Raw genomic sequence first — 23636 nt, 5'->3', positions numbered from 1 at the left:
TCGTTCGTCGCCAGGCCGGGCCCGGTCGTTCAAGCGATCCGCCCTTTCGCGAGGGTCAGGATCTGGTCGGACTGCTTGGCGAGGTGGTGGGAGTGGGTAACGACGATCACGCAAGTGCCGCGCTGGTGGGCCAGTTCCCGGAAGATTTCGATGATCTGCCCGGCGGTGCCGGTATCGAGGTTGCCGGTCGGCTCGTCGGCCAGCAGGATGTCGACGTCACATGCCAGCGCGCGGGCGATGGCGACACGTTGCTGTTGGCCGCCGCTGAGTTGCAGCACGTTGCGACGTGCTTCGTCGGCGGGTATGCCCACCCGCTCCAGCCACTCCAGGGCTCGCGTACGGCCGCCGCGGATTCCGGTGATCTCCATCGCCGCCCGGACGTTCTGGATTCCCGTCAGGTAGGTCAGCAGGTTGTACGACTGGAAGATCGTCGCGGCGTGCCGTCGCCGATAGCGGGACAGGCCCATGTCGCGCAGGTCCTGGCCGCGATAGCGGATGGCTCCTTCGGTGGGTGTGTCCAGGCCGCTGGCGAGGCTGAGCAGCGTCGTCTTCCCGCTGCCGGACGGGCCGAGGATGCTGGTGAACGTTCCGGCTTCGAAGGTGTGGCTCGCCTTCTTCAGGACCCACTTCGGTTTGCGCCGGCCCAGGTAGGCGTGGCTGACGGAGTCGATTTCGAGGACCATCATTCGCCCTTCGTGAGGATGGCGCGGGGTTGCATGCGGACGATCCGGCTGCTCGGGACGGCTACGGCGGCCAGTGCGATGCCGAGCCCGACGAGGCTGATCCTCATGAGGTCACCGGACTGGAGCTGGATGTCCAGGTGGTCGATGGGGGCGAGGGCCGGTGTCTGTTCCGGGCCGGTGCGGCCGGGCGCGGGAGGGGCCGAACTGGGCACCGCGTCGGCCTCTCTGCCCACCAGCGAGTTCGCCACCGTGGGCGAGATCGCCTGGGCCGCCGCGGCGGCGAAGCCGAGCGCCAGCACGGCGACGGCGGTGACCTCGACGATCTGCTGAGCGATCAACTGCCAGCGCCGCGCTCCGATGGCGAGCAGGATACCGAGCTCGCGGCGGCGCTCCCGGGTCCAGAGCGCGATGAGCAGGCTGAGCACGGCGGCTCCGGCCAGTCCGACCATCCACACCGTGGCGGTGGCGAACGAGGCGACGTTCTGGATCGGACCCACCAGCTGCCGGTACTGCTTGTCGTTGACATCGAGCGCGAAGACGTTCATGTCGAGCCCGGCGGCCCGCGCCCGCTTGCGAAAGTCGTCCAAGGTGGACGGATCCTTCAGCAGGTACTTCGCCTCGTTGATCCGCATGCCCCCGTCGAGCCTCTCGTCCGGGCTGAGGCGGCCGATCGCATCGAGCGGAACGATGAGTTTGTTGCCCGGCTCCATCTGTGGCGAGACCCACGACTTGGGCGACTGCGCAGGGTTGCGGTAGACGCCGGCGACCTCGAACTCCCGCGGGTTCTTGCCGTCGGCGGAGGTCAAGGTGATCCTGCCGCCGACGTTCAGGGTGTTGGCGGCGGCGAACCGCTCCTCGACCATCACCACGTCCCGGTCCCGGTCCCGGGCGCTGATCCCACGGCCCGAGAGCATCGTGAAGTGACCGTCGCGGAAGTCTCGCAACTGTTCGGAGTCGAGCACTCCGAGCAGCGGCAGCATCCCGTCGTCGCGCATCTGCTCCGGCAGCCCGGCCGGGGGCGGCGCGGCAGCTACAGCTTTGGCACCCACCGGTACCGTTCCGCCCTCCAGCGTGTAGTTGTAGCCGCTGACCAGGTCGGACCGGCCCAGCTTGTCGGCCGTAACGGTGCTCAGCCGCGCGTTGTCCGGCAGCACCGGCCCGGCGCCACCCTGCGCGAATGCCTTCTCCATGTCCCATTGCAGGGTCGCTTCCGTACCGACCCGCTGCTTGGCACCGTCGGCCGCGGCGTCGGCGGCCCGCTGCACAAGGAAGCCGCCGAGCACCAACGTGCAGATCACGGCGAACAACGCAAGCATGATCAAGGTTCGGCCCTTGCGGGCGACCAGGCTCAGGCCCGCCCTCTTGACGAAGCTCATGACCCCACTGTGACGAAGCCGGCGTACGGCCGGCGTCTGGCGGATTCCATATGCCCGCCATAGGGCAGTTGTGCTGAACTGGCAGCGTGCGGGTGTTGATCGTGGAGGACGAGCCGATGATGGCGCGGGCGATCCAGACCGGACTGCGCCACGAGGCGATGGCCGCCGACGTCGCCGCCGACGGTCGTGAGGCGCTCGACCGGCTCGCGGTCAACGACTACGACGTGGTCGTGCTCGACCGGGACCTGCCGGTCATCCACGGTGACGAGGTGTGCCGGCGCATCGCCGCCGAGCATCCACGGTGCCGGGTGCTCATGCTCACCGCCTCCGGGACACTGAGCGAAAAGGTGACCGGCCTGTCCCTCGGCGCCGACGACTACCTGGTGAAACCCTTCGACTTCCCCGAACTGGTCGCCCGGCTGCGTGCGCTCGGGCGCCGGCTCGCCCCGGCGCTTCCGCCCATCCTTCAGTACGCTGACATCACCGTCGATCCGCATCGCCGGCACGCCTACCGGGCCGGCCGCTACCTCGACCTGACCCGCAAGGAGTTCGCCGTCCTGCTCCTGCTCGTGCAGGCCGACGGAGGCGTCGTGAGCGCCGAGCAGCTGTTGGAGAAGGCGTGGGACGAGCATACCGACCCGTTCACCAACGCCGTCCGCATCACCATCTCGACCCTGCGCCGCAAACTGGGTCAGCCGGGTGTACTGCACACCAGCATCGGGGTCGGCTATTTCCTGCGGGCGCCCCAGTGACCGTCCGAGCCCGGCTGACCCTGATCTACGGGGCGTTTCTGTCCCTGGCCTCGGCCCTGCTGCTCACCATGGTGTACCTGGTGGTGCGGATCGTCCCGCCCTTCGAGGTGCGTCCCGCCGACCCGCCGGACGTCGGACGTTTCCAGGCCGTCGACGTCTCCCGGTCCAACTTCCTCGACGTGCTGCTCTGGGCCTGTGTCGGCGGATTCGTCGTCGTCACCGCATTCGGCCTGATCGCGGCCTGGATCATCGCGGGTCAAGTACTCAGTCCGCTGAGCCGGATCACCGCGGCCGCGAACGCGGCCAGGACCGGCACCCTGCACGAACGCATCGCCCTGTCCGGACCCGATGACGAGCTCAAACGGCTGGCCGACACCCTCGACGGCATGCTGGCCCGGCTGGAGGCCGAGTTCCAAGCCCACCAGCGCTTCGCCGCCAACGCCGCCCACGAACTGCGCACCCCGCTCGCCAGCTCACGCACTCTGCTGCAGGTCGCGCAGGCCAATCCGGCCGCTCATGACGTCTCCACGCTCGTCGAGGAGTTGCTTGCCGCCAACCAGCGCAGCATCGACACCACCGAAGCGCTGCTCGCCCTGGCCAACGCGACCCACGCGCCGCTCGCCCCCGAAGTCGTCGACCTCACCGCCATCGTCGCCGACGAGACCCACTCCGGCATGACCGTCCATCTCGAACCGACCTCAGTGGACGGAGACCCCGTCCTGCTGCGCCGCCTGGTCGCCAACCTCGTCGACAACGCCGTGCGTCACAACGACACCCGCCGGCGGATCGAGGTCACCCTGCACGATGAGACACTGACGATCACCAACACCGGCCCTGTCGTGTCCAACGTGGACCAGCTGTTCGAGCCGTTCTACCGCGAGGCCGGCCGCATCCGAGGCGGCCACGGACTCGGGCTCGCCATTGTCCGCGCCGTCGCCGACGCCCACCAGGCCACCCTCACCGCAACCGCCGACCCGACCGGCGGCCTCGCCATCACCGTCAGCTTCCGTCACGGTCCGGCCGTCTGACGCCGGCCGCCGCTTCCGGCCGAACCCGCATGCGGTGTCCGGCGACGACGGGCCGAGCGACCGGACGTGCGCCACCGTCGAGGAAGCGGTCCCGTTCCTCGATGGTGGCGGTTTCGCCGGCGTGCTGGTCACGGCCCGCGTCGCGGTCACCCGGCCGGCGGCAGGCCGGCGGTGAGCTCGTCGACCCGGCGCCGGTAGCTCACGACGTTGGCGAGCTTGATGTCCTCGTAACCGCGGACCATGTCGGGCAGCGCCGCCAGCTCGACGCATCGCGCGTAGGACTTCTCGCTCAGGCCGGGCAGCAGACCTTCGATCACGCCGCGGTACTCCTCGACGAGTTTGCGTTCGGTGCGCCGCACCGCCGCGAGCCCGAACAGGTCCAGCGGTGTCCCCCGCAGGACCCGCATCGTGCGCAGGGCCGCGAACACCGGACGGAACCAAGGGCCGAGACGCACCTTGCGCTTCATGCCGAGCGCGCGCAGCACGGGCGGATGGAGCCGGTAGGAGACCTTCGCGCCGCCGCCGAACTCCGCGCGCACCGCGGCCTCGAGCTGCGGGTCGAGCGAGAGGCGCGCCACCTCGTACTCGTCCTTGTACGCCATGAGCTTGTACAGGTATCGTGCCACCGCCTCCGACAGGTCCGTGCCGAGTGCGCCGTGCCGCTCGGCCTCGTGAACCCGCGTGACAAACTCGGCGTAACGGCGGGCATAGGCGAGACTTTGATATCCGACCAGGTCGGGAATCCTCGCGCTGACCAGTCGTTCGAGTTCGGAACCCGCCGGAGCGCCGACGGTCTCGACCAGTCCTCGCTCCGCGGCCGTCAGCTCGCGGGCGGGCACCTCGCTCGTCAGCTCGGCAACCGTGGCGGCGAAGGCGTCCGGGTCGGCCACGTACTGCCGCCCGCGCCGCAATGCCTGCAGATTCGGCTCCACCTGCACCCCGTTGAGCCTGATCGCCTCCTCGATCGCGTGCGCCGGCAGCGGCAGGCAACCGGTCTGCAACGCCACCCCCGTCAGGAACATGTTCGCGAACTGGTCGGTGCCGAACAGCGTCACGGACAGCTTGCGCGCATCCACGAAGACCGACTGTGCCGCACGGGTCGCGTCCTTGATCCGCGCGGCGGTGGCATCGACATCCGGGAAGCGGGCGGCGGAGTCGACCACCATCCTTCCGGTCGGGACCTTGGTCGTCGACACGACGGCGACGGTACGGTCCGGGTCGGTGACGGCAAGGTTGCGGGCGTCGGCGGCGACGAGAAGATCGCAGCCCAGGTAGAGGTCACACTCACCCGCGGCGGCCTTGTTGCTCTGCTCGATCGGCGCGGCGCTGATCCGCACGTCGGAGACGACGGCACCCCCCTTCTGGGCCAGACCGGTCTGGTCGAGGGACCGGACCTCGCGGCCGGCGGTCAGGGCCGCTGCGGTGAGGATCTGTGAGAGCGTCACCACACCGCTGCCACCGACGCCGGTGATGCGTGTCGTGTGGGTCGCGGCAGCGAGGTCGAACGTCGATGCCGGTTCGCTGATCGCGTCCGCCGGCAGGGCCGGCGCCCGCCGACGACCGGCGCGCGACTTCAGGTCCGGGACCACCGTCAGGAAGGACGGGCAGTCGCCGGCCAGGCACGAGAAGTCCTTGTTGCACGACGACTGGTCGATCAGGGTCTTGCGGCCGAACTCCGTGTCGACCGGCTGGACGGAGAGGCAGTTCGACTGCTGCCCGCAGTCGCCGCACCCCTCACAGACCCGCTCGTTGATCATGACCCGCTCGGCCGGGTCGGGGGCGAGCCCGCGCTTGCGCTTGCGCCGCAACTCGGTCGCGCATTCCTGATCGTGGATGAGGACCGTGACGCCCCGGACGCGGCTCAGCACCTCCTGGGCTTCCACCAGCCGGTCGCGATGCCAGACCTCCACCGCCGGCGCGAGCCGGACACCGCGGTACCGCCCGGGGTCCTGCGTGGTGACGATGATGCGGCGCACGCCCTCGGCGGTCAGCATCCTCGTCAGCGCCGGGATCGACATCGCGCCGACCGCCTGCTGACCGCCCGTCATCGCCACCGCCGAGTTGTACAGCAGCTTGTAGGTCACGTCGGTCCCGGCGGCCACGGACGCGCGCACGGCCAGGCTGCCGGAGTGGTGGAAGGTACCGTCGCCGATGTTCTGCAGCAGGTGCTTGCGCGTCCGCAGGAACGGGGACATGCCGATCCACTGCGTGCCCTCGCCGCCCATCTGGGTCAGCCCCATGACGTCGCCGACGCTGTCGGGGCCCATCATCAGCACGAGGGTGTGGCAGCCGATGCCGGCGCCGACCAGCGAGCCGTCCGGAACCTTGGTCGAGCGGTTGTGCGGGCATCCCGAGCAGAAGTACGGCGTCCGGGCGGCCAGCGGCAGCGCAACGATCGTGCGCCGCGCCCCACGGCCGGCCGGCCCGGCACCGATCGGGGCGAAGCCCGGCAGGGCACCCAGGCGCCGGGCGAGTCCGGCGGCGACGCCGTCGGCATCGAGTTCGCCGTCCGCGGCGAAGACCGCGACGCCGTCGGGCGCCGTCTTGCCCGTGACCCGGGGGGCGTCAGCGCGCCCGTAGAGGATCTGCTTCACGGCCGACTCGACGAACGGGCGCTTCTCCTCCACCACGATGATCTCGTCCAGGCCGGCGGCGAACTCGGTGATCTCGTCCGGGACCAGCGGATGGATCATGCCCAGCCGGAGCAGCCGGACCCCCCGGGCCCGCAGCGCGGCGTCGTCCAGGCCCAGCATGACCAGCGCCTGGCGCATGTCGAGGTAGGTCTTCCCGGCCGCCACGATGCCGATCGTGGGCCTCGGCCCGAAGTCCTCGATCCGGTTGAGCTTGTTCGCCCGCGCGTAGGTTCGGGCGGCGGTGAGCCGGATGCCGTCGCGGCTCTGCTCCATCTCCGACAGGCCGGGTTGCAGCATCCTGGCGTTGATCCGGTGTTCGAACCGCTCCCCGCGCCACGTCACCTGCGGCAGGACGGGCTCGATGCGGTCACAGTCGACCCGGACCTTGCCGACCCCGTCGGCGACGTTCGTGACGATCTTCAGGGCGACCCAGAGTCCGCAGAAGCGCGACATCGCCACGGCGTGCGTCCCGAGGTCGAGAACGTCCTGCGGGTCGGCCGGGAACAGCACGGGCATCCCCAGATCGGCGAGCAGGGCCTCCGACGCACCCGGCACGGTCGACGACTTCGCCGAGGGGTCGTCACCGACGAGCACCAGCGCGCCGCCACGCGGGTGCGTTCCCATCAGGTTCGCGTGCCGCAAGGCGTCGGTGGCACGGTCCAGGCCCGGGGACTTGCCGTACCAGAATCCGGTGACCCCGCTCACCCTGGCGTCGGCCAGGCCGGCCACGAGCTGGGTGCCCTGCACCGAGGTCGCGGCGAGCTCCTCGTTCACACCCGGACGAAACACCACATCCAGGTCGTCGAGGAGCTGCCCTTGCCGCTGAAGCTCCAGGTCGTATCCGCCCAGCGGCGATCCCTCGTACCCGGAGATGAACACGGCGGTGTCCCGTCCATGGATACGATCGGCGCGCCGGACGTTCATCGGCAGCCGGACCAGCGCCTGGACCCCGGTCATCTGCACGTCACCGGCCTGTGCCGTGTACCTGTCGGTGAGTTCCGCTGTCATTCGCCCTGCCCAGTTCTCGGTCCTGTGAACGTCACCAGACTCGCACGGAGCTGAAGCGCTTCCCTCAGCGCGTCGGAGTTGACGACGTGCGTGGCGAGGACGTCCGGGTCGAGGCGTTCACGCACCGCGAACCCAAGACTTTTTCACGTCGGTCGGCAGCAGACCGGGGCGGTCACCGCATTGAACAGATGTGAGCGACAAGATTCTGCGAGCCGTACGCCGCCCCCGCCGGCTCCTTATGGCCCTCGCCGCATGCGCGGTGCTGGCCGCCACCACGTTGGGGATCGGCGCGGCCACAGCCGGTGAGCGACACGGTTCCGGGCACTGGCCGGGCTGGTCGAGGCCGTCGCGTACGGCTCAGGCGAGCCCCGCCACGAGCGGTCCCGGCTCCTCCCCCGCGTCATCCCGCCCGAGCGCCGCGGCGCCCAGCCCTTCGACGGCCGCGAGCCAGACCCCGGCGTCCACGACGAGCCCGGCGTCCGGGAACGCCCCGCCGCCGAATGCCGGGTTCGACTACCAGATCGGCGGCGGGTACCCGCTGCCCGCCGGCGTCACCGTCGTGTCCCGTGACCACGAGGACACGGTCGCCTCCGGCGCGTACAACGTTTGCTACGTCAACGGCTACCAGGCCCAGACCGAGGCCGCCGGGTGGTGGCGCACCAACCACCCCGACCTGCTCCTGCGCAAGGGCGGCGCGGAGGTGCTCGACCGAGAGTGGAACGAGATCGTCCTTGACATCTCCACGCCGGCCAAGCGCACCGCCCTGGCCGACGTCGTGGGCGGTTGGATCACGGACTGCGCCGCGAAGGGCTTCAAGGGCGTCGAGGTCGACAACTTCGACAGCTTCGCCCGGTCGCAGGGGCTGCTGAGCGCCGACCACGCGATCGCGTACGCCAAGCTCCTCGCCGCGCACGCGCACGGCAAGGGCCTGGCGATCGCCCAGAAGAACGGGTCTGACCTCGCCCGGGCGGGCAAGACGCAGGCCGGGTTCGACTTCGTCGTGGCCGAGGAGTGTGGCGAGTACGATATGGCGCCGGGCGTCTCGGAATGTCAGGCTTACGTCGATGCCTACGGCACCAACGTCATCGTGATCGAGTACGACGCCGACAGCTTCGCCGGCACGTGCGCGAAGTATGGCAGCCGCCTCTCGGTGGTCCTGCGCGACGTTGACGTGAGCAAGCCCGGTTCCCGGTCGTACGTCTACAAAAGCTGCTGATCGCAGGAGTGCCGCGCGATGTCCACCGGGTTCGACGAATTCGTGGTCACCCGCGGTCACGCCCTCCTGCGGTTCGCGCACGTGCTCTGCGGAGACCTGCACCTCGGCGAGGACCTGGTGCAGGAGGTTCTGGCCCGGGCCCACCGCCGGTGGGCCCGGATCGAACAGATGCAGGCGCCCGAGGCGTACCTGCGCAAGGCCATCGTGCGGGAGTTCCTGTCCTGGCGCCGGCGGTTGTCCAGCACCGAGACGCCCGTGTCCAGCATGCCCGAGGGCGTCACCGGCGAGATGGGGGACCCGGCACACCAGCTCGCGGCGCGCGACGAGATGTGGATGTTCCTCGCCCGGCTGCCGCGCGCCCAGCGAGCGGTGATGGTACTGCGGTACTACGCCGACATGACCGACGACGAGATCGCCGCGACGCTCGACTGCGGTGCCTCGACCGTGCGAGCCCACGCCACCCGCGCGTTGTCCCGGCTCCGCACGGTCGTGCCACGGCAGCGGGATCCTCGGCGGGGCGCACCGGCCCCCGCAACCACGGAGGTGAGCGTTGAGCGACCTTGACGCACTCCGGCAGTCCCTGCACGAGCACGCGGAAGCGACGCCGCCCCCGATCGAACTGCTCGCCGCAGTACACCGGCGATCGCGGGGCCAACGCAGACGGCGGGTGGGGGCGATCGTCGGCGCGGCGGCGGCCACCGCGTTCGCGGCGCTGGTTGCCGGCGCCGTGATCCTGCCGGACGCGCCGGTCGGGCGCCCCGCCGGCAGCGGCGCGACCACGACCGGCGGGACCGTTGCCGCGTCCGGCTCCCCGGCGGCCGGCAGCGGCCAGACCAGCGGCGAGGCGTCCGCCAGGCCACCGTCGACGGCGCCGGCCAGGTCCACCACCGGTTCGCCGATCAGCCTGGGCCCCCCGGCCTACACGCTGCCGGCGTTCCCGTTCGAGCCCGGCGTCACACCGGCCGGTGGGCTGGCCCCGCCGGTCGTCACGCTCGACAACGGCCGGCTGACCGCGTACTTCGAGGCGAAGGATCCCCGCAACGGCGCGGACGTCACCATCAGCGTCTCCGCCGAGCAACCCACGTTCACCGGGGCGGCGCACGAGGCGACGACGCGGACCCGCGAGCGGCCCGCGACGCTGCGGACCGTTGCCGTCAAACCGGCCGCGCAGCTGACGTTGTACTGGCGCGAGTCGTCCACCCAGTGGGTACGCATCGACACGGACGACACCTTGACGGCGGAGGAACTGGTCGCCTTCGCCGACGCGCTGCGCCCGGCCGCCGTGCCGGTGCCGATGCCGTTCCGGCTCGAACTCGCGCCGGTCGGGCTGCCGCTGTCCACGGTGTCGAAGTCCACGGTGGCGTTCCGTGGCCCGTCCGGCACGATCAGCTGTACGCTGACCGCCGCCAGTTCGCTGGACGGTGCGACGGTCCGCGTCGGCCCGCACCGCGCCAGGGCCACCCGCACCGCCGCCGGCGTGACGCTGGTCGTACTGCTGGAGGATCGCGGTGAGTCGCTGGTGGTTCAGGTGCCCGCGCCGTACACGATCTCCGACGCCGACCTCGTGCGGTTCGCCGGGGGTGTGAGCCCGGCGGGCAACGCCGAGCCCGCCGGTTGAGCGGACGCCGGGGCTTCCTCGCCGCACTCGTGACAGGACGCTCAGCACACGTGTTCCGTGTCGCCGCACGCGGTGGTGACCGGCCGTCACCGTGTTTCGACCGGGACGCTCATCTCCGTGGGCGAGTCGTCGGCCGTCCGCGTGCGCGGTCCGCGGACCAGGACGAAGACCAGCAGGACGGCCATGACGCCGACGCCGACCCACATGCCCTGCCGCCAGCCGTCGACGAAGGATTCCTTGGCGGCAGTCACCAGCGTCGCGGCCTGAGCGCCGCGCGTGTCGGCCACGGCGAGCGCGTTGGACACACCTTCGCGGGCGGCCGCGGCGGCGTCGGCCGGGATTCCCTCGAGGCGGGGGCCGATCGCCGTGCGGTACCCCGCGGACAGGACCGCGCCCAGCATGGCCACGCCGAGCGCGGTGCCGAACTCTCGCGTGACGTCGTTGAGCGCGGACGCCACACCCTGGCTGGACCGCGGCAGCGAGGAGGTGATGGCCTCGGTGGACGGCGTCATCGCCAAGCCCATACCCAGCCCCATCGTGACAATGCCCGGCAGCACCGACAGGTAACCGCCCTCGACGGACACGAAGCCGGCCATCAACGCCAGCCCGACCGCGCCCAGCGCGATACCCAGCGCCATCGTCACGCGGGCACCGATAGCGGCGGCGATCCTGGGCGCCAGCCCGGAGGTGAGCATCATGAGCAACGCCATGGGCAGGATCGCGACGGTGGCCAGCAACCCGGACCAGCCCAGAACCGCTTGAAGGTACGGGTAGAGCACGACGGCGACGCCCGCCTGGACCCCGAAGACCGCCAGCAACGTCACCGACCCGCCGGCCAGCTCTCGCTGCCGGAACAGGCTGATGTCCAGCAGCGGGCCTTCCCGCCGCAACTCCCAGACCACGAACACCACGGCGCCGAGGACCCCGACGATCAGGCTCACCAGCGTCACCGGGTCGGTCCAGCCGCGTTCGGGCCCCTCGTGCAGCACGAGGATCAGTCCGACGACCGCGACGACGGAGGTGAACGCACCGACGGTGTCGAAACTGTGCGCGAACGCCTCCCGGGAGTTCGGGATCGACCGCACTGCCACCACGACCGCCGCGAGGACGAGGACCACCGGCAGGACGAACAACCACCGCCAGCTCGCGACGTCGACCAGCACCGAAGACAGGAACATGCCGAGCAACCCACCGGCACCGGCGACCCCCGTCCACACCCCGATCGCCTGTGAACGGGCCTGCGCCGGGAAACTCGACGTGATGACGGCGAGCGTCACCGGCATGATCATCGCCGCGCCGACCCCAGCGAGGACTCGCGCGGCCAGCAGGATCTCCGACGACCCGGCCAGACCCGCGGCGACACTGGCGATCCCGAAGATGGCCAAGCCGGTCAGCAGCACCGGTTTCCGGCCCCACCGGTCACCGACCGCACCCAGCGGCAGGAGCAGCGCGGCGAGGGCGACGGTGTAGACGTTGATGATCCACAGCACGGTGCTCTGTGAGATGCCGAACTGGACGGCGATGTCCGGCTGAGCCACGTTCAGCCCCGACACCGAGGCGATGACCGCCATCAGTGCCAGGCACACGCCGAGCATGACCGCGCGTCGCCGCCGCGGATCGTCGATCGTGACCGCACCGGCATCGACCGGCTGCGGGGAGGAGTTGACGTTCAAGACAGTCCTTCGAATGCATGCGTAGGTTCAGGTGTCGGCCACTCCTGGAGGAAAGGAGTTTCTCCAGGTCGTGGGCCATACCGAAATGGTCGGCGGCACGAGCCGGCTGAGCAAGCTGCGTTGCCGAATGGCAAAATGTGGGCATGGACGAGGAGTTCGATCGCACGCTCGACGCCGTGGGGCCGCGGCTCAAACGGCTTCGCCTGCGCACCGAGATGACGCTCGCCGACCTGGCCGCACGGACCGGGATCTCCGTGAGCACGCTGTCACGGCTCGAGGCCGGCCTGCGCCGTCCCACGCTCGAGCAGCTGCTGCCACTCGCCCGAGCTCATGGGGTAACCATCGACGAACTCGTCGACGCCCCGCCCACCGGAGACCCACGCATCCACCTACGGCCCATCGCCTGCACCGACGGGTCGGTGATCATCCCGCTCACCCGGCGCCCCGGCGGCATCCAGGCGTATAAATTCGTGCTCCCCACCCGCAGCGACGACGCCCGGCCCGAGCTGCGGGCCCACGAAGGCCACGACTGGGTCTACGTCCTCAACGGCACCCTTCGCCTGATTCTCGGCGAACATGACCTGCTGCTCGGCGCCGGCGAGGCAGCCGAGTTCGACACCCGCACACCGCATTGGTTCGGCCCCACCGGATCCGGTCCCGTCGAATTCCTCAGCCTCATCGGCAGGCAAGGTGAACGCGCGCACGTCCGCGCCGCACCCAGAGCACAATCGTCCAAGTGAAGCGAGGCGGCAATGCGGCTGGTGCGACCCGTCAGACAGCCGGTGGGCTTCAGGGCTGCTTGGCGGTGTACCGGTAGACCGAGAAGACGTAGTCGGGGCAGACGAGCTGGCAGGCCGTGCAGCCGGTGCAGCCCTCGTGCAGGATCGGGTAGCGGTAGCCCTGCTCGTTCAGCTCGCTCGACATCGTCAGGACGTCGGGCGGGCAGGCGGCGACACACAGCTCGCAGCCCTTGCACTTCTCGGTGTCGATGACCAGCGTGCCGCGGGTGGTCCGGCTCACGCGTCGCTCCCTTCCACGACCCGGGCGGCGTCGTCCCAGCCCGTGTCGTCGTCGTTCTCGGTGCCCTCCGGCGGGAAGACGGCGCCCTCGGGCGGGAAGACGCCGCGGCGGCGCAGGGCGGCGATCGCGTTCGCCGCCGTCACGCGCAGGTGGGACAGGGCCGCCTCGCCGGCCGCGGCCGGGGAACCGGCGCGCAGGGCCTCGTACTCGGCGTGCAGGGCCGCGCGCTCGTCCGGCAGGTTGTCGTCGATGGCGAAGCGGGCGGCGACCGGCACCAGGCCGGAGAAGGTGCGCAGCAGAGCCCGCAGGTGGTTGCCGGCGCCGGCGACGTTGACCACGCGGCGGAACTCGCGGGCCAGGGACTCGTACTCGTCCGGGTCGTCGCAGGCCGACAGCGCCTCGTCGAGCTTGGCGAGGGCCTCCAGCACGGCCGGGTCGCGGCGGCGGGCCACGCGCCGGTTGGTCAGGGCGCTGAGCATGCCGTACAGCTCGAAGGCCTCGCGGACCGTGGCGTCGTCGAACTCGGCGACGAACGCGCGGCGGTAGTGGGCCCGCTCCACCAGGCCGTCGCGCTCCAGCTGGATCAGGCCCTCGCGCACCGGCACGCGGCTCACGCCGAGCTCCTCGGCGATCGCGTCGAGGTCGAGGCGCTGGCCGCTGCGCAACTCGCCCGCGAAGAGTCGGCCCAGCACGTATGCCGCGACGGCCTCGCTCGTGTTGGCCCGTTCGAGTTTCCCCCGCCCGGGCATCACGGCGTGACCAGCTCGCCGAGGCCGTAGGTCTGCTCCATGGTGCTCTGCTGGTAGGTGGGGCCCTCGGCGGTGGGGACGAACCAGCCGGTCGGGCACATGGTGAGGATCTCCACGAGGCTGAACCCGCCGCCGGCGAGCTGGGTCTCGAAGGCGCGCTTGATCATGCGCTTCGTCTGCAGTACCCCACCGGCGGTCGAGACCGCCCCGCGCGCGACGTATCCGACCCCGCGCAGGCCCGCGACCAGGTCCGCGACCGGGATCGGATAGCCGTGCGCGGCGGGGTCGCGCCCGTCGATGCTGGTCTTGGTGCGCTGGCCGAGGACGGTCGTGGCGGTCTGCTGGCCGCCGGTGTCGCCGAAGACGCCGTTGTTGAGCATCACGCAGGTGATGTTCTCGCCCCGGGCGGCCGCGTGCAGCACCTCCTGCAGCCCCTCGTTGGCCATGTCGCCGTCGCCCTGCAGCGTGAACACCGCGACGCCGGGCCGCACCCGCTTGATCCCGGTGGCGCAGGCCGGGGCGCGCCCGTGCAGGCACTGCAGCACGTCGACGTCCATGATGCGCACGAAGCTGCCGTAGCAGCCGTGCCCCACGACGCCGATGCTCTTCTGGACGATGTCGAGCTCCTGCAGTACTTCCAGCAGCACCCGCAGCGCGACGGGCTCGCCGCAGCCGGGGCACAGCGAGTGCTCCCCCAGGATCAGGTTCGGTTTGAAATCGGCGACCTGCCGGGCGTCGCGCACCGGGGGCTGCGAGGTGTCGATGGTCACAATGCCTCCAGGATGCGGCGGCGGATCACGGGCGCGTCCAGCAGCGGGCCGAAGGACAGGCCCGACTCGGCGATGCTGACCCCGCCGATGAACGTGACGGCCTTGCGGTCGTACGCGTGGATGCGCACGTCGTCGAGCATCTGCCCGCCGTTGAGCTCGAACACCAGCACGCGCCGGGCCTTGGCGGTGGCGGCCGCCAGGGCGTCTCCGGGGAACGGCCACAGCGTCACCGGGCGGAACCACCCGATGTCGTGGCCGTCGGCGCGCAGGTCCCCCACGACGTGCTCGACGAACTTGGCGGCCGAGCCGAACGCGACCACGACGGTCTCCGCGCCGGGCTCCCCGGACTGCTCGTGGCGGGCCTCGAGCGCGTCGATGCGGTCGAACTTCTCGGCGATGGCCCGCCAGTGCCCGTCGGGGCCGGGCCCGGGGTCGGTGGCCTTGCCCATCGCCCACGTCCAGACCTGGCGGCTGCGCCCGGTCCCGCCGCCGGTGCCGTCCAGCGCCCAGTCCTTGGCCGGCAGCGGGCCGAAGTCGAGCGGGGCGATCTCGACGCCGACGCGGGTCTGGGCCAGCAGCGGGTCGCCGTAGAGCATCACCGGCGCCCGGTGCTTGTCGGCCAGGTGGAACAGCAGCTGCGTGTGCTCGACCGCCTCCGGGATGTCCTTGGGCGCGAGCGTGATCGTGCGGTAGTCGCCCCAGCCGCCGCCCCGCGTGGCCTGGAAGTAGTCCTGCTGGTTGCGGGCGAGGTTGAACACGACGAACGGCGTCTCGTTGAGGGCGGCCTCGGCGATCGCCTCCTGCATGAGCGCGATCCCCTGCCCGCACGACCCGGTCGCGGCGCGCGCCCCGGCCGCCGCGGCGCCGAGCGTCATGTTGACGCCCTCGATCTCGCTCTCGGCGTTGAGGCTCACCCCGCCGGCCGCGGGCATGCGCCGCGACATCTCCTCCAGCAGGCCGGTGAACGGCGACATCGGGTATCCGGCGAAGAACCGGCATCCGGCGGCGATCGCCGCCTCCGCGATGGCCGCGGATCCCTCCAGCAGCTCCAGCGTCATGCCGGCACTCCTTCCGCAACGGCCGCGCCGGCCGAAAGCGCCCGGGCGTTGGCCGGGGCGTGCTGGCGGCGGTACGGCGGCAGCAGCTCCTCCATCGCCGAGATCAGCGCCGCGGGCGCGACCATCCGGGTCAGCGCGTTGTAGGCGCCCAGCAGCACGAACCCGGACGCGTTGGGCGCCTCGACCCCGCGCGCGACGGCCATCGCGTCCACGGCGAAGACCCGCACGTCGTCACGGAACGCCTCGGCGTCGACCAGCGGCGTGTTGGCCACGACGAGCGCGCCGGGGCGCAACCGCTCCTCGACGCCCTCGCTGTGGCGGTGGTGGGCGAAGATCGCCGACCAGGCGGACGGCAGGATCGGCAGGGCCTTGAGCGGGGCGTCGCCGATGACGACGCCGGCCTTGGACGGCCCGCCGCGCATCTCGCCGCCGTAGTCGGCGGCGAGCATCGCGTATCGCCCCTCCCGGGTGGCGGCCAGCGCCAGCGTCTTGGCCAGCAGCTGGATTCCCTGCCCGCCGATGCCGGTCACGAGCACTTCCCGTTCCACGGCGCCTCCCCTCTTCGCCGCTGTGCGGCGCGCTCCACCGCGCCATGGGCGGGCGGCACCCCGACCTTGACGCGGTTTCAATATTGAATACAAAATCTGATTAGAGCGTCAAGGGAGGTCGCGAATGCGGGCACTGGTTCTGCGCGGTTTCGGCGACGCGGCCGTCGAGGAGGTCCCCGACCCGGTGCCCGGGCCCGGCGAGGTCGTCATCGACGTGGCCTGCGTGCAGCCGAGCGTCACCGAGTGCATGCTGCTGGCCGGGGAGCCGGTCGCCATGCACACCGTGCTGGCCGCGCGGCTCGCGGCCGGGCCGACCCGGTTCGGCGGGCACGAGTTCGCGGGCGTGGTGAGCGCCATCGGACCGGACAATTCGGGTATGTCGCAAAATTTTGCGATCGGTACCCGCGTGACCGCAGTCGAGACCGCCGCGTGCGACCGCTGCGCCGCCTGCCGCCGGTCGCGACCCGACGCCTGCCCCGCACCGCAGGTCCTGGGGTTCACCGGGCCGGGCGCGTTCGCCGAGCGGGTGGTCGTCCCGGCCCAGACGATCGTGCCGGTCCCGGACGGGGTGAGCGCGTCGCACGCCGCTGCGATCCAGCCCCTCGCGGGGGCGATCCACGGACACGCGATCGCGGCCGTGCGGCCCGGCGACAGCGTGCTCATCATCGGTGCCGGGGTCATGGGCGTGCTGCACACCCAGGTCGCCCGGCTCGGCAACGCGGGCCAGATCATCGTCACCGGCCGCAGCGAGGCCAAGCGTGAGCTGGCCAAGCGCTCCGGCGCCGACCTGGTGCCGCACGCCGGCGACGACGTGCCGGCCGCCGTGCTGGAGGCGACCGACGGCATCGGCGCCGACGTGGTGTTCGAGTGCGCCGGCGAGTTCGACCTGGCGTCGCGGTGCGTGCGGCGCGGCGGCACCATCGTCATGGTGTCGGTGCTGCCCGACACCCACCCGGCGCCGCTCGCCCGGCTGCGGGAGCGCTCGGTCGCGCTGCTGCACCCGCGCTCGGGCGCCGGCGGATACGCGCCCGGCCGCAGCGTCTTCGAGCACGCCCTACGCCTAATGGAGCGCGGCGACGTCGACGTCTCGGGACTGATCAGCCACCGCCTGGACGGCATCGAGGCGCTGCCGGAGGCACTGAGGATCACCCGGCACAAGCACCGTTACGGCGCCCTCGGGCCCGCCCAGGTCGACGTCAAGAACTGGAGCCGCGCGTGAGCCTGCTCATCGGGGACATCGTCACGACCGCGGCGCTGACCGTGCCGGACGCGATCGCCGCCACCCTCGGCCCGGCCCAGCTGACGTTCCGCGAGCTCGACCGGGCCGCCGGCCGCACCGCGAACGCCCTCGCGGGGCTCGGCGTCGGCCGCGGCGACACGGTCCTGTGGTGCGTGACGCCGACCCTGCGCTCGGTCGAGGTGTTCGTGGCCTGCGCCCGCGTCGGGGCCGTGTTCGCGCCCGTGAACCCGGGCCTGCCGGGCGAGGAGCGCGACCGCATCCGCGAGTACGTCGACCCGAAGGTCGTCCTGTCCGACGTGGACTTCACCGCCGCGGTGCTGGCACCGACCGTGCTGGACGGCGGCGCGCCGAACTTCGGCAAGGTCCCGCTGGACGACCGGGAGCCGCACATCCTGTACCTCACCAGCGGCAGCACCGGCACCCCCAAGGGCGCCCTGGTGAGCCACCGCGCGAGCTGGCTGCGGGCGGCACCGGGCGGCGGCACGTTCACCAGCGGGCTGCGCGGGGACGGCGGGGTGGTGTGCACCTTCCCGCTGTACCACTATGGGGGCTGGCACTACGTCATGGAGGCGTGGCAGCACCGGACCGCAGTGCACCTGGTGCGCCGGGCCGACGCCGCCGACATGATCGACGTCGTGCAGCGGCGCCACCCCACGGCGCTGTACTGCATCCCGGCCGTCTGGGAGCGCCTGCTGGACCCCGAGCACCGCGGCGCCGACCTGCGCTCGCTGCGCCACGCCGACACCGGCACCTCCAGCGTCGCCGCCGACCTCGTGGAGCGCATCAAGTCGCGCCTGCCGGGCACGACGACCACGGTCCTGTACGGCTCGACGGAGGCCGGGCGCATGGCCGCCCTGCACGACTGGGACCTGGCCGACCGGCCCGGCAGCGTCGGGCGCCCCGCGACCCCCAACGCGCTGTGGCTGGACGAGTCCGGCGAGGTCTGCACCAGCGGCCCGGCACTCATGAACGGCTACCTCGGCGCCGAGCCGCTCACCGGCGGCGTGTACCGCTCCGGCGATGTCGGCCGCTTCGACGAGGACGGTTACCTGTACCTGACCGGCCGCACCCGCGAGGTGATCCGCACCGGCGGCGAGTCGGTCGGCCCGGCCGAGGTCGAGCACGCGCTGCGCGGCCTGCCGGGCGTGCTGGACCTGGCCGTCGTCGGCGTGCCGGACCCGCGCTGGGGCGAGATCGTGTGCGCTGTCGTCGTGGTGCCCCCGGGCGCCGAGCCGCCCACCGTCGCCGCGGTCCGCGCGCACGTCGAGGGCCGCCTGGCCGCGTACAAGCAGCCGCGCCGGGTCGCCGTGGTCGACGCGATCCCGCGCACCCCGGCCACGGGCCAGATCCAGCGCACCCGCCTGCGCGCCCTGCTACCGCACGCCTGAGGTGACGAGCCACTCCTGCAGCTCGGCGGCGTACTGGGCAACGAACTGCGGGTTCCACCGCCCGAAGTAGACGGCGGTGGACAGCGCGTGGATCGCGTTGCCGAGGCGGACGCGCGCCGGCCAGTCGCCGGGCAGCGGCAGGGCGGCGTCGTAGGCGGCCAGGAACCGCTCGCGGCCCGCCGGCCACGCGGCGAAGATGTGCTCGTCGAGCTTGCCGAAGTCAGCGAAGCGGTCCGCGAAACGGCCGTGCTCGAAGTCCAGGACGCAGGCGATGCGACCGTCGCGGAGCAGGAAGTTCGGCCGCCACAGGTCGCCGTGGACGAGCGACGGCGGGGCATCGTCCGGTACGGCATCCACGGCCCGGTGCAGGGCGGCCCCGAGGCGCCGCGAGCCCGCCGTCGTCAGGTCGTCCGGGGCCTTCGCCAGCTGGGCGTCGACGCGGGCGTGCAGGAACGCGCGCGCGTCCGGGTGCCGCTCCCGGCCCAGGACGTCGCCGAACCACGGGCCGGCGCAGGCGTGGATGCGGGCCACCACCGCGCCGAGGTCGGCCGCGAAGGCCAGCCGGGCGGCGTCGTCCAGCCCGTCCCAGACGGCGTCCGCGGGGGTGCCGGCCTGGAACTCCTGGACCAGCAGCGGCCCGCCGAGGCCGGCACTGTGCGGCAGCAGGGCCCGGAAGCGCACAACCGGCACGCCGCCGTCCGCGGCCCGGCGGGTGGCGGCGACGATGCGGCGCAGGTGCTCGGGGTCGCGGTTGCGGATCGGGGCCTTGGCCAGCAGCGGACCCTCGTCGGTGTCGGCGACCCACTGACGGCTGGTGTATCCGGCCTCGAGCGGCCGGACGGCCGCCACCCGCAGGCCCGGGCACGCCTCCACCAGCGCGTCGCGGACGGCATCGAGCCCGAACGTCACGCCCGCCATGGTACCGGTGTGGCTGTCGCGGCGAGGGCAGGGCAGGATTGGCCCGGGATGCCGGGTGATTGGAGACTTACATGAACGTCGGCGATGTGGTCGAGGACTTCACGCTGCCCGACGAGCAGGGCAACCCGCGCTCGCTGAGCGGGCTGCTGGCGGACGGGCCGGTGGTGCTGTTCTTCTACCCGGCCGCGCTGAGCGCCGGCTGCACGAAGGAGGCGTGCCACTTCCGCGACATCGCCGCCGAGCTGCGGGCCGCGGGCGGGCAGCCGGTCGGCGTCAGCGGCGACGAGGTCGAGCGGCAGGCGCAGTTCGCGGCCATGCACAGCCTCGGCTACCCGCTGCTGGCCGACCCGGAGGGCACGGTCCGCGAGCAGTTCGGCGTGAAGCGCGGGATCGGCCTCATCCCGACCCGCCGGCACACGTTCGTCATCGACACCGACCGGCGTGTGCTGGCCGTGGTGAAGAGCGAGATCCGCATGGACGCCCACGCGGACAAGGCCCTGGAGGCCCTGAAGGCCCGCCCGGCCCGCGACTGACCGGCGCGCCGCTACGACCTGACAGCTCGGTGAGCCATGTTCATCGTGGCGCCGAAGGTCATCGACGGTGTGGCAGGCGTATGGATCGAGGTAGGGCTGGAACCTGTCAGGACCGTCGGCCCGCGTCGCCGGTCAGGCGATGGTGTTTCTGGGTCGCTCGACGGACACCGGTTCGCCGTGGTTGGACAGGTTGATCGTCACCAGCGCCACGACGTCCGGGTGACCGTCGGTCAACCAGGCCGACACCCGGTACGTCACCTTGGTGATCAGGTTGCTGGCCTGTGCCACGGTCACCTCGCCGGTCAGTTCGTACGTCGGACCAGCCTCCGGCAACGCGCCCGGCTCGCCGCCCGCCGGGTTGAGTTGTCCTTTGAACCGGTACGTGATCGTGTCGGCGCCTGACGAGGCGGTCTGCTCGACCTTGCCCAGGTCGCGCAGGGTCTGCAGGAACTGGGTCGGGTCGGCCGACAGTGCGATCCGGCCGGTGCTGAGGCTGGCAACGTCGAATCCCGTATGCTCGCCGGGCACCTTCTTCCATACCTTCCCGTTGCCGATGAACAGCGTCCCGTTGATCAGCCGCTGCTCGACGTACGTGCCGTCGGCTTGCGTGGACTTCAGGTAGCCGGTGCGGGCCTTGGGATCGAACGGACCGCTGAGCCGCAGTCGGTCCAGGTGCGAGGCCAGCTTACGTTGCTGCGCGGACAGCTTGGCGAAGTTCTCCACGTTGACCGTGACGTCCTGGGTGAAGCTGCCCCGGCGGTCGCGTCGATCGCGGCGGCCAGTCGCAACTTTGGCGTCTGCGGGTCCGCCACTGCGCCGGTGGCGGCCGGCGGCTTCGGCGTCCCATCCTTCGCGCCGGTCATGGTGGCCACCCAGAGCGATCCGACCACGAGGGCCAGCGCGGTACCGGCGGCCGCGACGGTCAGCGTCCGCCGGTGGCGGGCCCGCCGACCACGGCGCAGCACGGTTTCGGTCGGCGCCACCGGGATCGGCACGTTGCTGCACGAGACCATGCAGGCGGTCACACCGGCGACGATCGACCCTGCGGGCGCCGTGGCGTACGTCGCCGGGAAGACCGACTACATCGGCTCCGCCCACACCGAGAACGGCATCGTCAACCCGGGATTCCACGTCTTTTACCACGACGCCGCGGAGGGCTTTGCCGGGCTGTACACCGTCATCACGGGCAAGATGACGCTGGGGTTCCACGCCAGCAAGGCCGTCGCCGACGCCGTCCTCGGCACCGACCTGCCGCTGATCATGCAGCCCGAGGCCGCACAGGACACACCGTCCGGGCTGCTCGCAGTCGAGCCCTGGGCGTCCCCGGCACGGCTATAGTCGGCACCATGCAAGATCCAGAGCCGCCTATCCTCACCACGGGCGTGACCACGGCGTACGCCAGTCCGTGGATGCGGGTGGAGGAGCACACCGTCATCGACGTGGACGGCAAGCCCGGCATGTACAACGTGCTGCACTGCGGCGACGGCGTCTGCGTGCTCGCCGTCACCGGCGATGACCTGTACCTGATCCGCGAGTACAAGTACGCCATCGGCCGACATATCCTCCAGCTACCCAGCGGCGGCGTCGACAAGGGCGAAGAACCACTCCAAGCGGCCATGCGGGAACTGCTGGAGGAGACCGGACTCACCGCCGACATCTGGACACCGTTGGGGCTGGTCCACCCGTACCCGACCAACATCGCCTCGGCCGTGCACCTGTTCCTCGCACTCGACGCCCGGCCCGTGCAAGCACCCGAGCCGGGCATCGAACTGCTGCCCACGTCGCGTTCGGCGGTGCGGCGGCTCATCGCCGACAACGAGGTCACCCACGCGGCGTCCCTGGTCTGCCTGCTGACCTACCTCACCAACGGCGGGTAGGTCCGCACGACGGGCAGCTGGCCAACGGTCGACTCAGCGGCCGAGGACCTGGTACTTGGCTTCGGTGGCCTCCTTCTGCGGCTTCCACCACCACTCGTTCTGCCGGTACCAGTCGATCGTCGCCGCGAGACCCGCCCGGAAGTCGCCGTATACCGGCTTCCAACCCAACTCGGTGCGAATCTTCGTCGTGTCGTTGGAGTAGCGCAGATCGTGTCCGGGCCGGTCCGGCACATGATCGTAGGCGTCCGGCGCCTGGACCATCAGCTCCAGGATCAGCTCCAGGATCTCCTTGTTGTTGCGCTCATCGCCGGACCCGATGAGATACGTCTCGCCGATCCTGCCCTTCGACAGGATGAGATGCACGGCGGCGTTGTGATCATCCACGTGCGTCCATTCCCGCACGTTCACACCGGCGCCGTACAGCTTCGGCCGGTCGCCGATCAGAAGATTGGTGATCTGGCGCGGGACGAACTTCTCCACATGCTGGAACGAGCCGTAGTTGTTGGCGCAGTTGGACAGTGTCGCGGCCACGCCGAACGACCGCGCCCACGCCCGGACCAGCATGTCCGAACTGGCCTTGCTCGCCGAATACGGACTCGACGGGTCGTACGGCGTACCCTCGGTGAACTGGTCTTTCGTGTCCAACGGCAGATCACCGAACACTTCGTCGGTGGAGATGTGATGGAACCGGCCGCCGTGCCGCCGCACTGCCTCCAGGAGCGTGAACGTACCGATGATGTTGCTGCGGATGAACGGCTCCGGATCATGCAGCGAGTTGTCAACATGGGACTCCGCCGCGAAGTGCACGATCAGGTCCGCCTCGGCAACGAGTCGATCCACGACGGCGGCGTCACAGATGTCACCGTGCACGAACTCCACCCGATCGGCAATCGGCCCCAACGTGGTCCGATCCCCGGCGTAGGTCAACGCATCGAGCACGGAAACCTCGTACTCCGGATGGTTCTTGACCGTGTAGTGAACAAAGTTCGCACCGATGAAACCGGCCCCGCCGGTCACAAGCATCCGTGTCATGTGTATGCATCCTACGGAAGTCCGATCGACGGCGGGCGCGGCCTCAGCCAACCCGTCCGGCAGTGAGGTGGTCTTCGCGAGACGCGCTGCCGTCGAACACGTACCCGAGCGTGTGCAAGAGTGGCGGACGGGTGACCCGCCGCCGGCGGTAGCGCGTCAGTCCTTGCGGCCGAGACCAACCGACTTGGACACCGGCTTCGAGGGTGCCAATCGGGCCGCGCCGGGCACCTGTGGCGACAAGGCGAGCCGACCGTGTGTAATGGTGCCCGACTGGCCCGGGCGATCGCCGGCGCCACCCAGAAGATGCTCACCCAGACGCTGCGGACGCTGCAACGCGACGGCCTGGTGGCGCGATCGGCGACCGATTCGGTGCCGCCTCGCGTCGAGTACCAGCTGACGCCGCTCGGTGAGAGCTTGCTTCCGGTCGTGGACATGGTGACCGAGTGGGCGCAGCGGCACATCGGCGACATCGACACCGCACGCGCGGCGTACGACTCGGCCTGACTCGATCGAGCC

The 23636-nt window shown here is 71.1% G+C and carries 24 protein-coding genes; 12 read left to right on the top strand and 12 right to left on the bottom strand.

All coding sequences use genetic code 11. The annotated features are described in order from the left end of the window. Positions 1-29 precede the first annotated feature (29 nt). Positions 30-686 (bottom strand): ABC transporter ATP-binding protein, encoded by a 657-nt coding sequence (locus tag ACQPY0_RS26240; RefSeq protein ID WP_432993713.1) that lies wholly within the window; start codon positions 684-686, stop codon positions 30-32. Next, entirely contained in the window at positions 683-2059 is a 1377-nt protein-coding gene (locus ACQPY0_RS26235) for an ABC transporter permease (protein WP_432993711.1), read from the bottom strand. The genes ACQPY0_RS26240 and ACQPY0_RS26235 overlap by 4 nt, the downstream gene beginning before the upstream one ends. A gap of 86 nt (positions 2060-2145) precedes the next feature. Between ACQPY0_RS26235 and ACQPY0_RS26230 the strand changes: the two genes are divergently transcribed. Both ACQPY0_RS26230 and ACQPY0_RS26225 read left to right on the top strand, forming a co-directional pair. Then, positions 2146-2811 carry a response regulator transcription factor gene (locus ACQPY0_RS26230; protein WP_432993709.1) on the top strand — a complete coding sequence of 222 codons (666 nt, stop codon included), beginning with the start codon at positions 2146-2148 and terminating at the stop codon, positions 2809-2811. Then, positions 2808-3839 (top strand): sensor histidine kinase, encoded by a 1032-nt coding sequence (locus ACQPY0_RS26225; RefSeq protein ID WP_432993707.1) that lies wholly within the window; start codon positions 2808-2810, stop codon positions 3837-3839. Before ACQPY0_RS26230 ends, ACQPY0_RS26225 begins: the two co-directional genes overlap by 4 nt. Before the next feature lie 146 nt (positions 3840-3985). On the opposite strand, the gene ACQPY0_RS26220 is transcribed toward ACQPY0_RS26225, so the two are convergent. Further along, on the bottom strand, positions 3986-7480 hold the full coding sequence (locus ACQPY0_RS26220) for an indolepyruvate ferredoxin oxidoreductase family protein (protein WP_432993705.1): 3495 nt from the start codon (positions 7478-7480) through the stop codon (positions 3986-3988). Positions 7481-7670: 190 nt separating this feature from the next. On the opposite strand from ACQPY0_RS26220, the gene ACQPY0_RS26215 reads away from it, so the two are divergent. The 3 genes from ACQPY0_RS26215 to ACQPY0_RS26205 are packed head-to-tail and all read left to right on the top strand — an operon-like array spanning position 7671 to position 10314. Then, entirely contained in the window at positions 7671-8696 is a 1026-nt protein-coding gene (locus ACQPY0_RS26215; RefSeq protein WP_432993703.1) for an endo alpha-1,4 polygalactosaminidase, read from the top strand. Positions 8697-8714: 18 nt separating this feature from the next. After that, positions 8715-9260, top strand: a complete 546-nt coding sequence (locus tag ACQPY0_RS26210; protein WP_432993701.1) for a SigE family RNA polymerase sigma factor — start codon at positions 8715-8717, stop codon at positions 9258-9260. Further along, a complete protein-coding gene (locus tag ACQPY0_RS26205) occupies positions 9247-10314 on the top strand; it encodes a hypothetical protein (RefSeq protein ID WP_432993699.1) in 1068 nt (355 codons plus the stop codon). The genes ACQPY0_RS26210 and ACQPY0_RS26205 overlap by 14 nt, the downstream gene beginning before the upstream one ends. Before the next feature lie 86 nt (positions 10315-10400). Here ACQPY0_RS26205 and ACQPY0_RS26200 read toward each other — a convergent pair whose 3' ends face one another. After that, positions 10401-11987 (bottom strand): MFS transporter, encoded by a 1587-nt coding sequence (locus tag ACQPY0_RS26200; protein WP_432993697.1) that lies wholly within the window; start codon positions 11985-11987, stop codon positions 10401-10403. A gap of 143 nt (positions 11988-12130) precedes the next feature. On the opposite strand from ACQPY0_RS26200, the gene ACQPY0_RS26195 reads away from it, so the two are divergent. Next, entirely contained in the window at positions 12131-12727 is a 597-nt protein-coding gene (locus ACQPY0_RS26195) for a helix-turn-helix domain-containing protein (RefSeq protein ID WP_432993695.1), read from the top strand. A gap of 49 nt (positions 12728-12776) precedes the next feature. Here the strand turns inward: ACQPY0_RS26195 and ACQPY0_RS26190 are convergent, their stop codons facing one another. From ACQPY0_RS26190 to ACQPY0_RS26170, 5 genes are read right to left on the bottom strand one after another with little or no spacing between them, the layout of a single operon-like run. After that, a complete protein-coding gene (locus ACQPY0_RS26190) occupies positions 12777-13007 on the bottom strand; it encodes a 4Fe-4S dicluster domain-containing protein (RefSeq protein WP_432993693.1) in 231 nt (76 codons plus the stop codon). After that, positions 13004-13756 carry a GntR family transcriptional regulator gene (locus tag ACQPY0_RS26185; RefSeq protein WP_432995400.1) on the bottom strand — a complete coding sequence of 251 codons (753 nt, stop codon included), beginning with the start codon at positions 13754-13756 and terminating at the stop codon, positions 13004-13006. The genes ACQPY0_RS26190 and ACQPY0_RS26185 overlap by 4 nt, the downstream gene beginning before the upstream one ends. Beyond that, complete coding sequence (locus tag ACQPY0_RS26180) at positions 13756-14526, bottom strand: thiamine pyrophosphate-dependent enzyme (protein WP_432993691.1); 771 nt, start codon at positions 14524-14526, stop codon at positions 13756-13758. The genes ACQPY0_RS26185 and ACQPY0_RS26180 overlap by 1 nt, the downstream gene beginning before the upstream one ends. Continuing rightward, on the bottom strand, positions 14523-15584 hold the full coding sequence (locus ACQPY0_RS26175) for a hypothetical protein (RefSeq protein WP_432993689.1): 1062 nt from the start codon (positions 15582-15584) through the stop codon (positions 14523-14525). Before ACQPY0_RS26175 ends, ACQPY0_RS26180 begins: the two co-directional genes overlap by 4 nt. Then, positions 15581-16132 (bottom strand): 2-oxoacid:acceptor oxidoreductase family protein, encoded by a 552-nt coding sequence (locus ACQPY0_RS26170; protein WP_432993687.1) that lies wholly within the window; start codon positions 16130-16132, stop codon positions 15581-15583. The genes ACQPY0_RS26175 and ACQPY0_RS26170 overlap by 4 nt, the downstream gene beginning before the upstream one ends. A 124-nt stretch (positions 16133-16256) precedes the next feature. Here ACQPY0_RS26170 and ACQPY0_RS26165 point away from each other — a divergent pair, with 124 nt between their 5' ends. Continuing rightward, a complete protein-coding gene (locus tag ACQPY0_RS26165) occupies positions 16257-17351 on the top strand; it encodes a zinc-dependent alcohol dehydrogenase (protein ID WP_432993685.1) in 1095 nt (364 codons plus the stop codon). After that, positions 17348-18760: a class I adenylate-forming enzyme family protein gene (locus ACQPY0_RS26160; protein WP_432993683.1), complete on the top strand. Its 1413-nt coding sequence runs from the start codon at positions 17348-17350 to the stop codon at positions 18758-18760. Before ACQPY0_RS26165 ends, ACQPY0_RS26160 begins: the two co-directional genes overlap by 4 nt. Here the strand turns inward: ACQPY0_RS26160 and ACQPY0_RS26155 are convergent. Next, on the bottom strand, positions 18746-19669 hold the full coding sequence (locus ACQPY0_RS26155) for a phosphotransferase family protein (protein ID WP_432993681.1): 924 nt from the start codon (positions 19667-19669) through the stop codon (positions 18746-18748). The two genes, ACQPY0_RS26160 and ACQPY0_RS26155, sit on opposite strands and share 15 nt — an antisense overlap. A gap of 80 nt (positions 19670-19749) precedes the next feature. Here ACQPY0_RS26155 and ACQPY0_RS26150 point away from each other — a divergent pair, with 80 nt between their 5' ends. After that, positions 19750-20211: a peroxiredoxin gene (locus ACQPY0_RS26150; RefSeq protein ID WP_432993679.1), complete on the top strand. Its 462-nt coding sequence runs from the start codon at positions 19750-19752 to the stop codon at positions 20209-20211. Positions 20212-20343: 132 nt separating this feature from the next. On the opposite strand, the gene ACQPY0_RS26145 is transcribed toward ACQPY0_RS26150, so the two are convergent. Beyond that, positions 20344-20934, bottom strand: a complete 591-nt coding sequence (locus tag ACQPY0_RS26145) for a hypothetical protein (RefSeq protein WP_432993677.1) — start codon at positions 20932-20934, stop codon at positions 20344-20346. Between the two features lie 96 nt (positions 20935-21030). On the opposite strand from ACQPY0_RS26145, the gene ACQPY0_RS26140 reads away from it, so the two are divergent. Together ACQPY0_RS26140 and ACQPY0_RS26135 are read left to right on the top strand one after the other, a co-directional pair. Further along, positions 21031-21549 (top strand): hypothetical protein, encoded by a 519-nt coding sequence (locus ACQPY0_RS26140; protein ID WP_432993675.1) that lies wholly within the window; start codon positions 21031-21033, stop codon positions 21547-21549. A gap of 8 nt (positions 21550-21557) precedes the next feature. Continuing rightward, positions 21558-22088, top strand: coding sequence for an NUDIX hydrolase (locus ACQPY0_RS26135; protein ID WP_432993673.1), 531 nt, complete (start codon positions 21558-21560; stop codon positions 22086-22088). A 33-nt stretch (positions 22089-22121) separates the two neighbouring features. Here the strand turns inward: ACQPY0_RS26135 and rfbB are convergent, their stop codons facing one another. Further along, positions 22122-23111: a dTDP-glucose 4,6-dehydratase gene (gene rfbB, locus ACQPY0_RS26130; RefSeq protein WP_432995398.1), complete on the bottom strand. Its 990-nt coding sequence runs from the start codon at positions 23109-23111 to the stop codon at positions 22122-22124. 261 nt (positions 23112-23372) lie between these two features. Between rfbB and ACQPY0_RS26125 the strand changes: the two genes are divergently transcribed. Next, the gene (locus ACQPY0_RS26125; protein WP_432993671.1) at positions 23373-23624 is read left to right on the top strand and encodes a winged helix-turn-helix transcriptional regulator; all 252 of its coding nucleotides are present in this window, start codon (positions 23373-23375) and stop codon (positions 23622-23624) included. Positions 23625-23636: the final 12 nt, after the last annotated feature.

Origin of the sequence: Dactylosporangium sp. CA-233914, assembly GCF_050942935.1 — a bacterium.
Lineage (GTDB): Bacteria > Actinomycetota > Actinomycetes > Mycobacteriales > Micromonosporaceae > Dactylosporangium.
The sequence above is the reverse complement of the archived record's forward strand: the minus strand, read 5'-3'. Positions and strand labels throughout refer to the sequence as shown.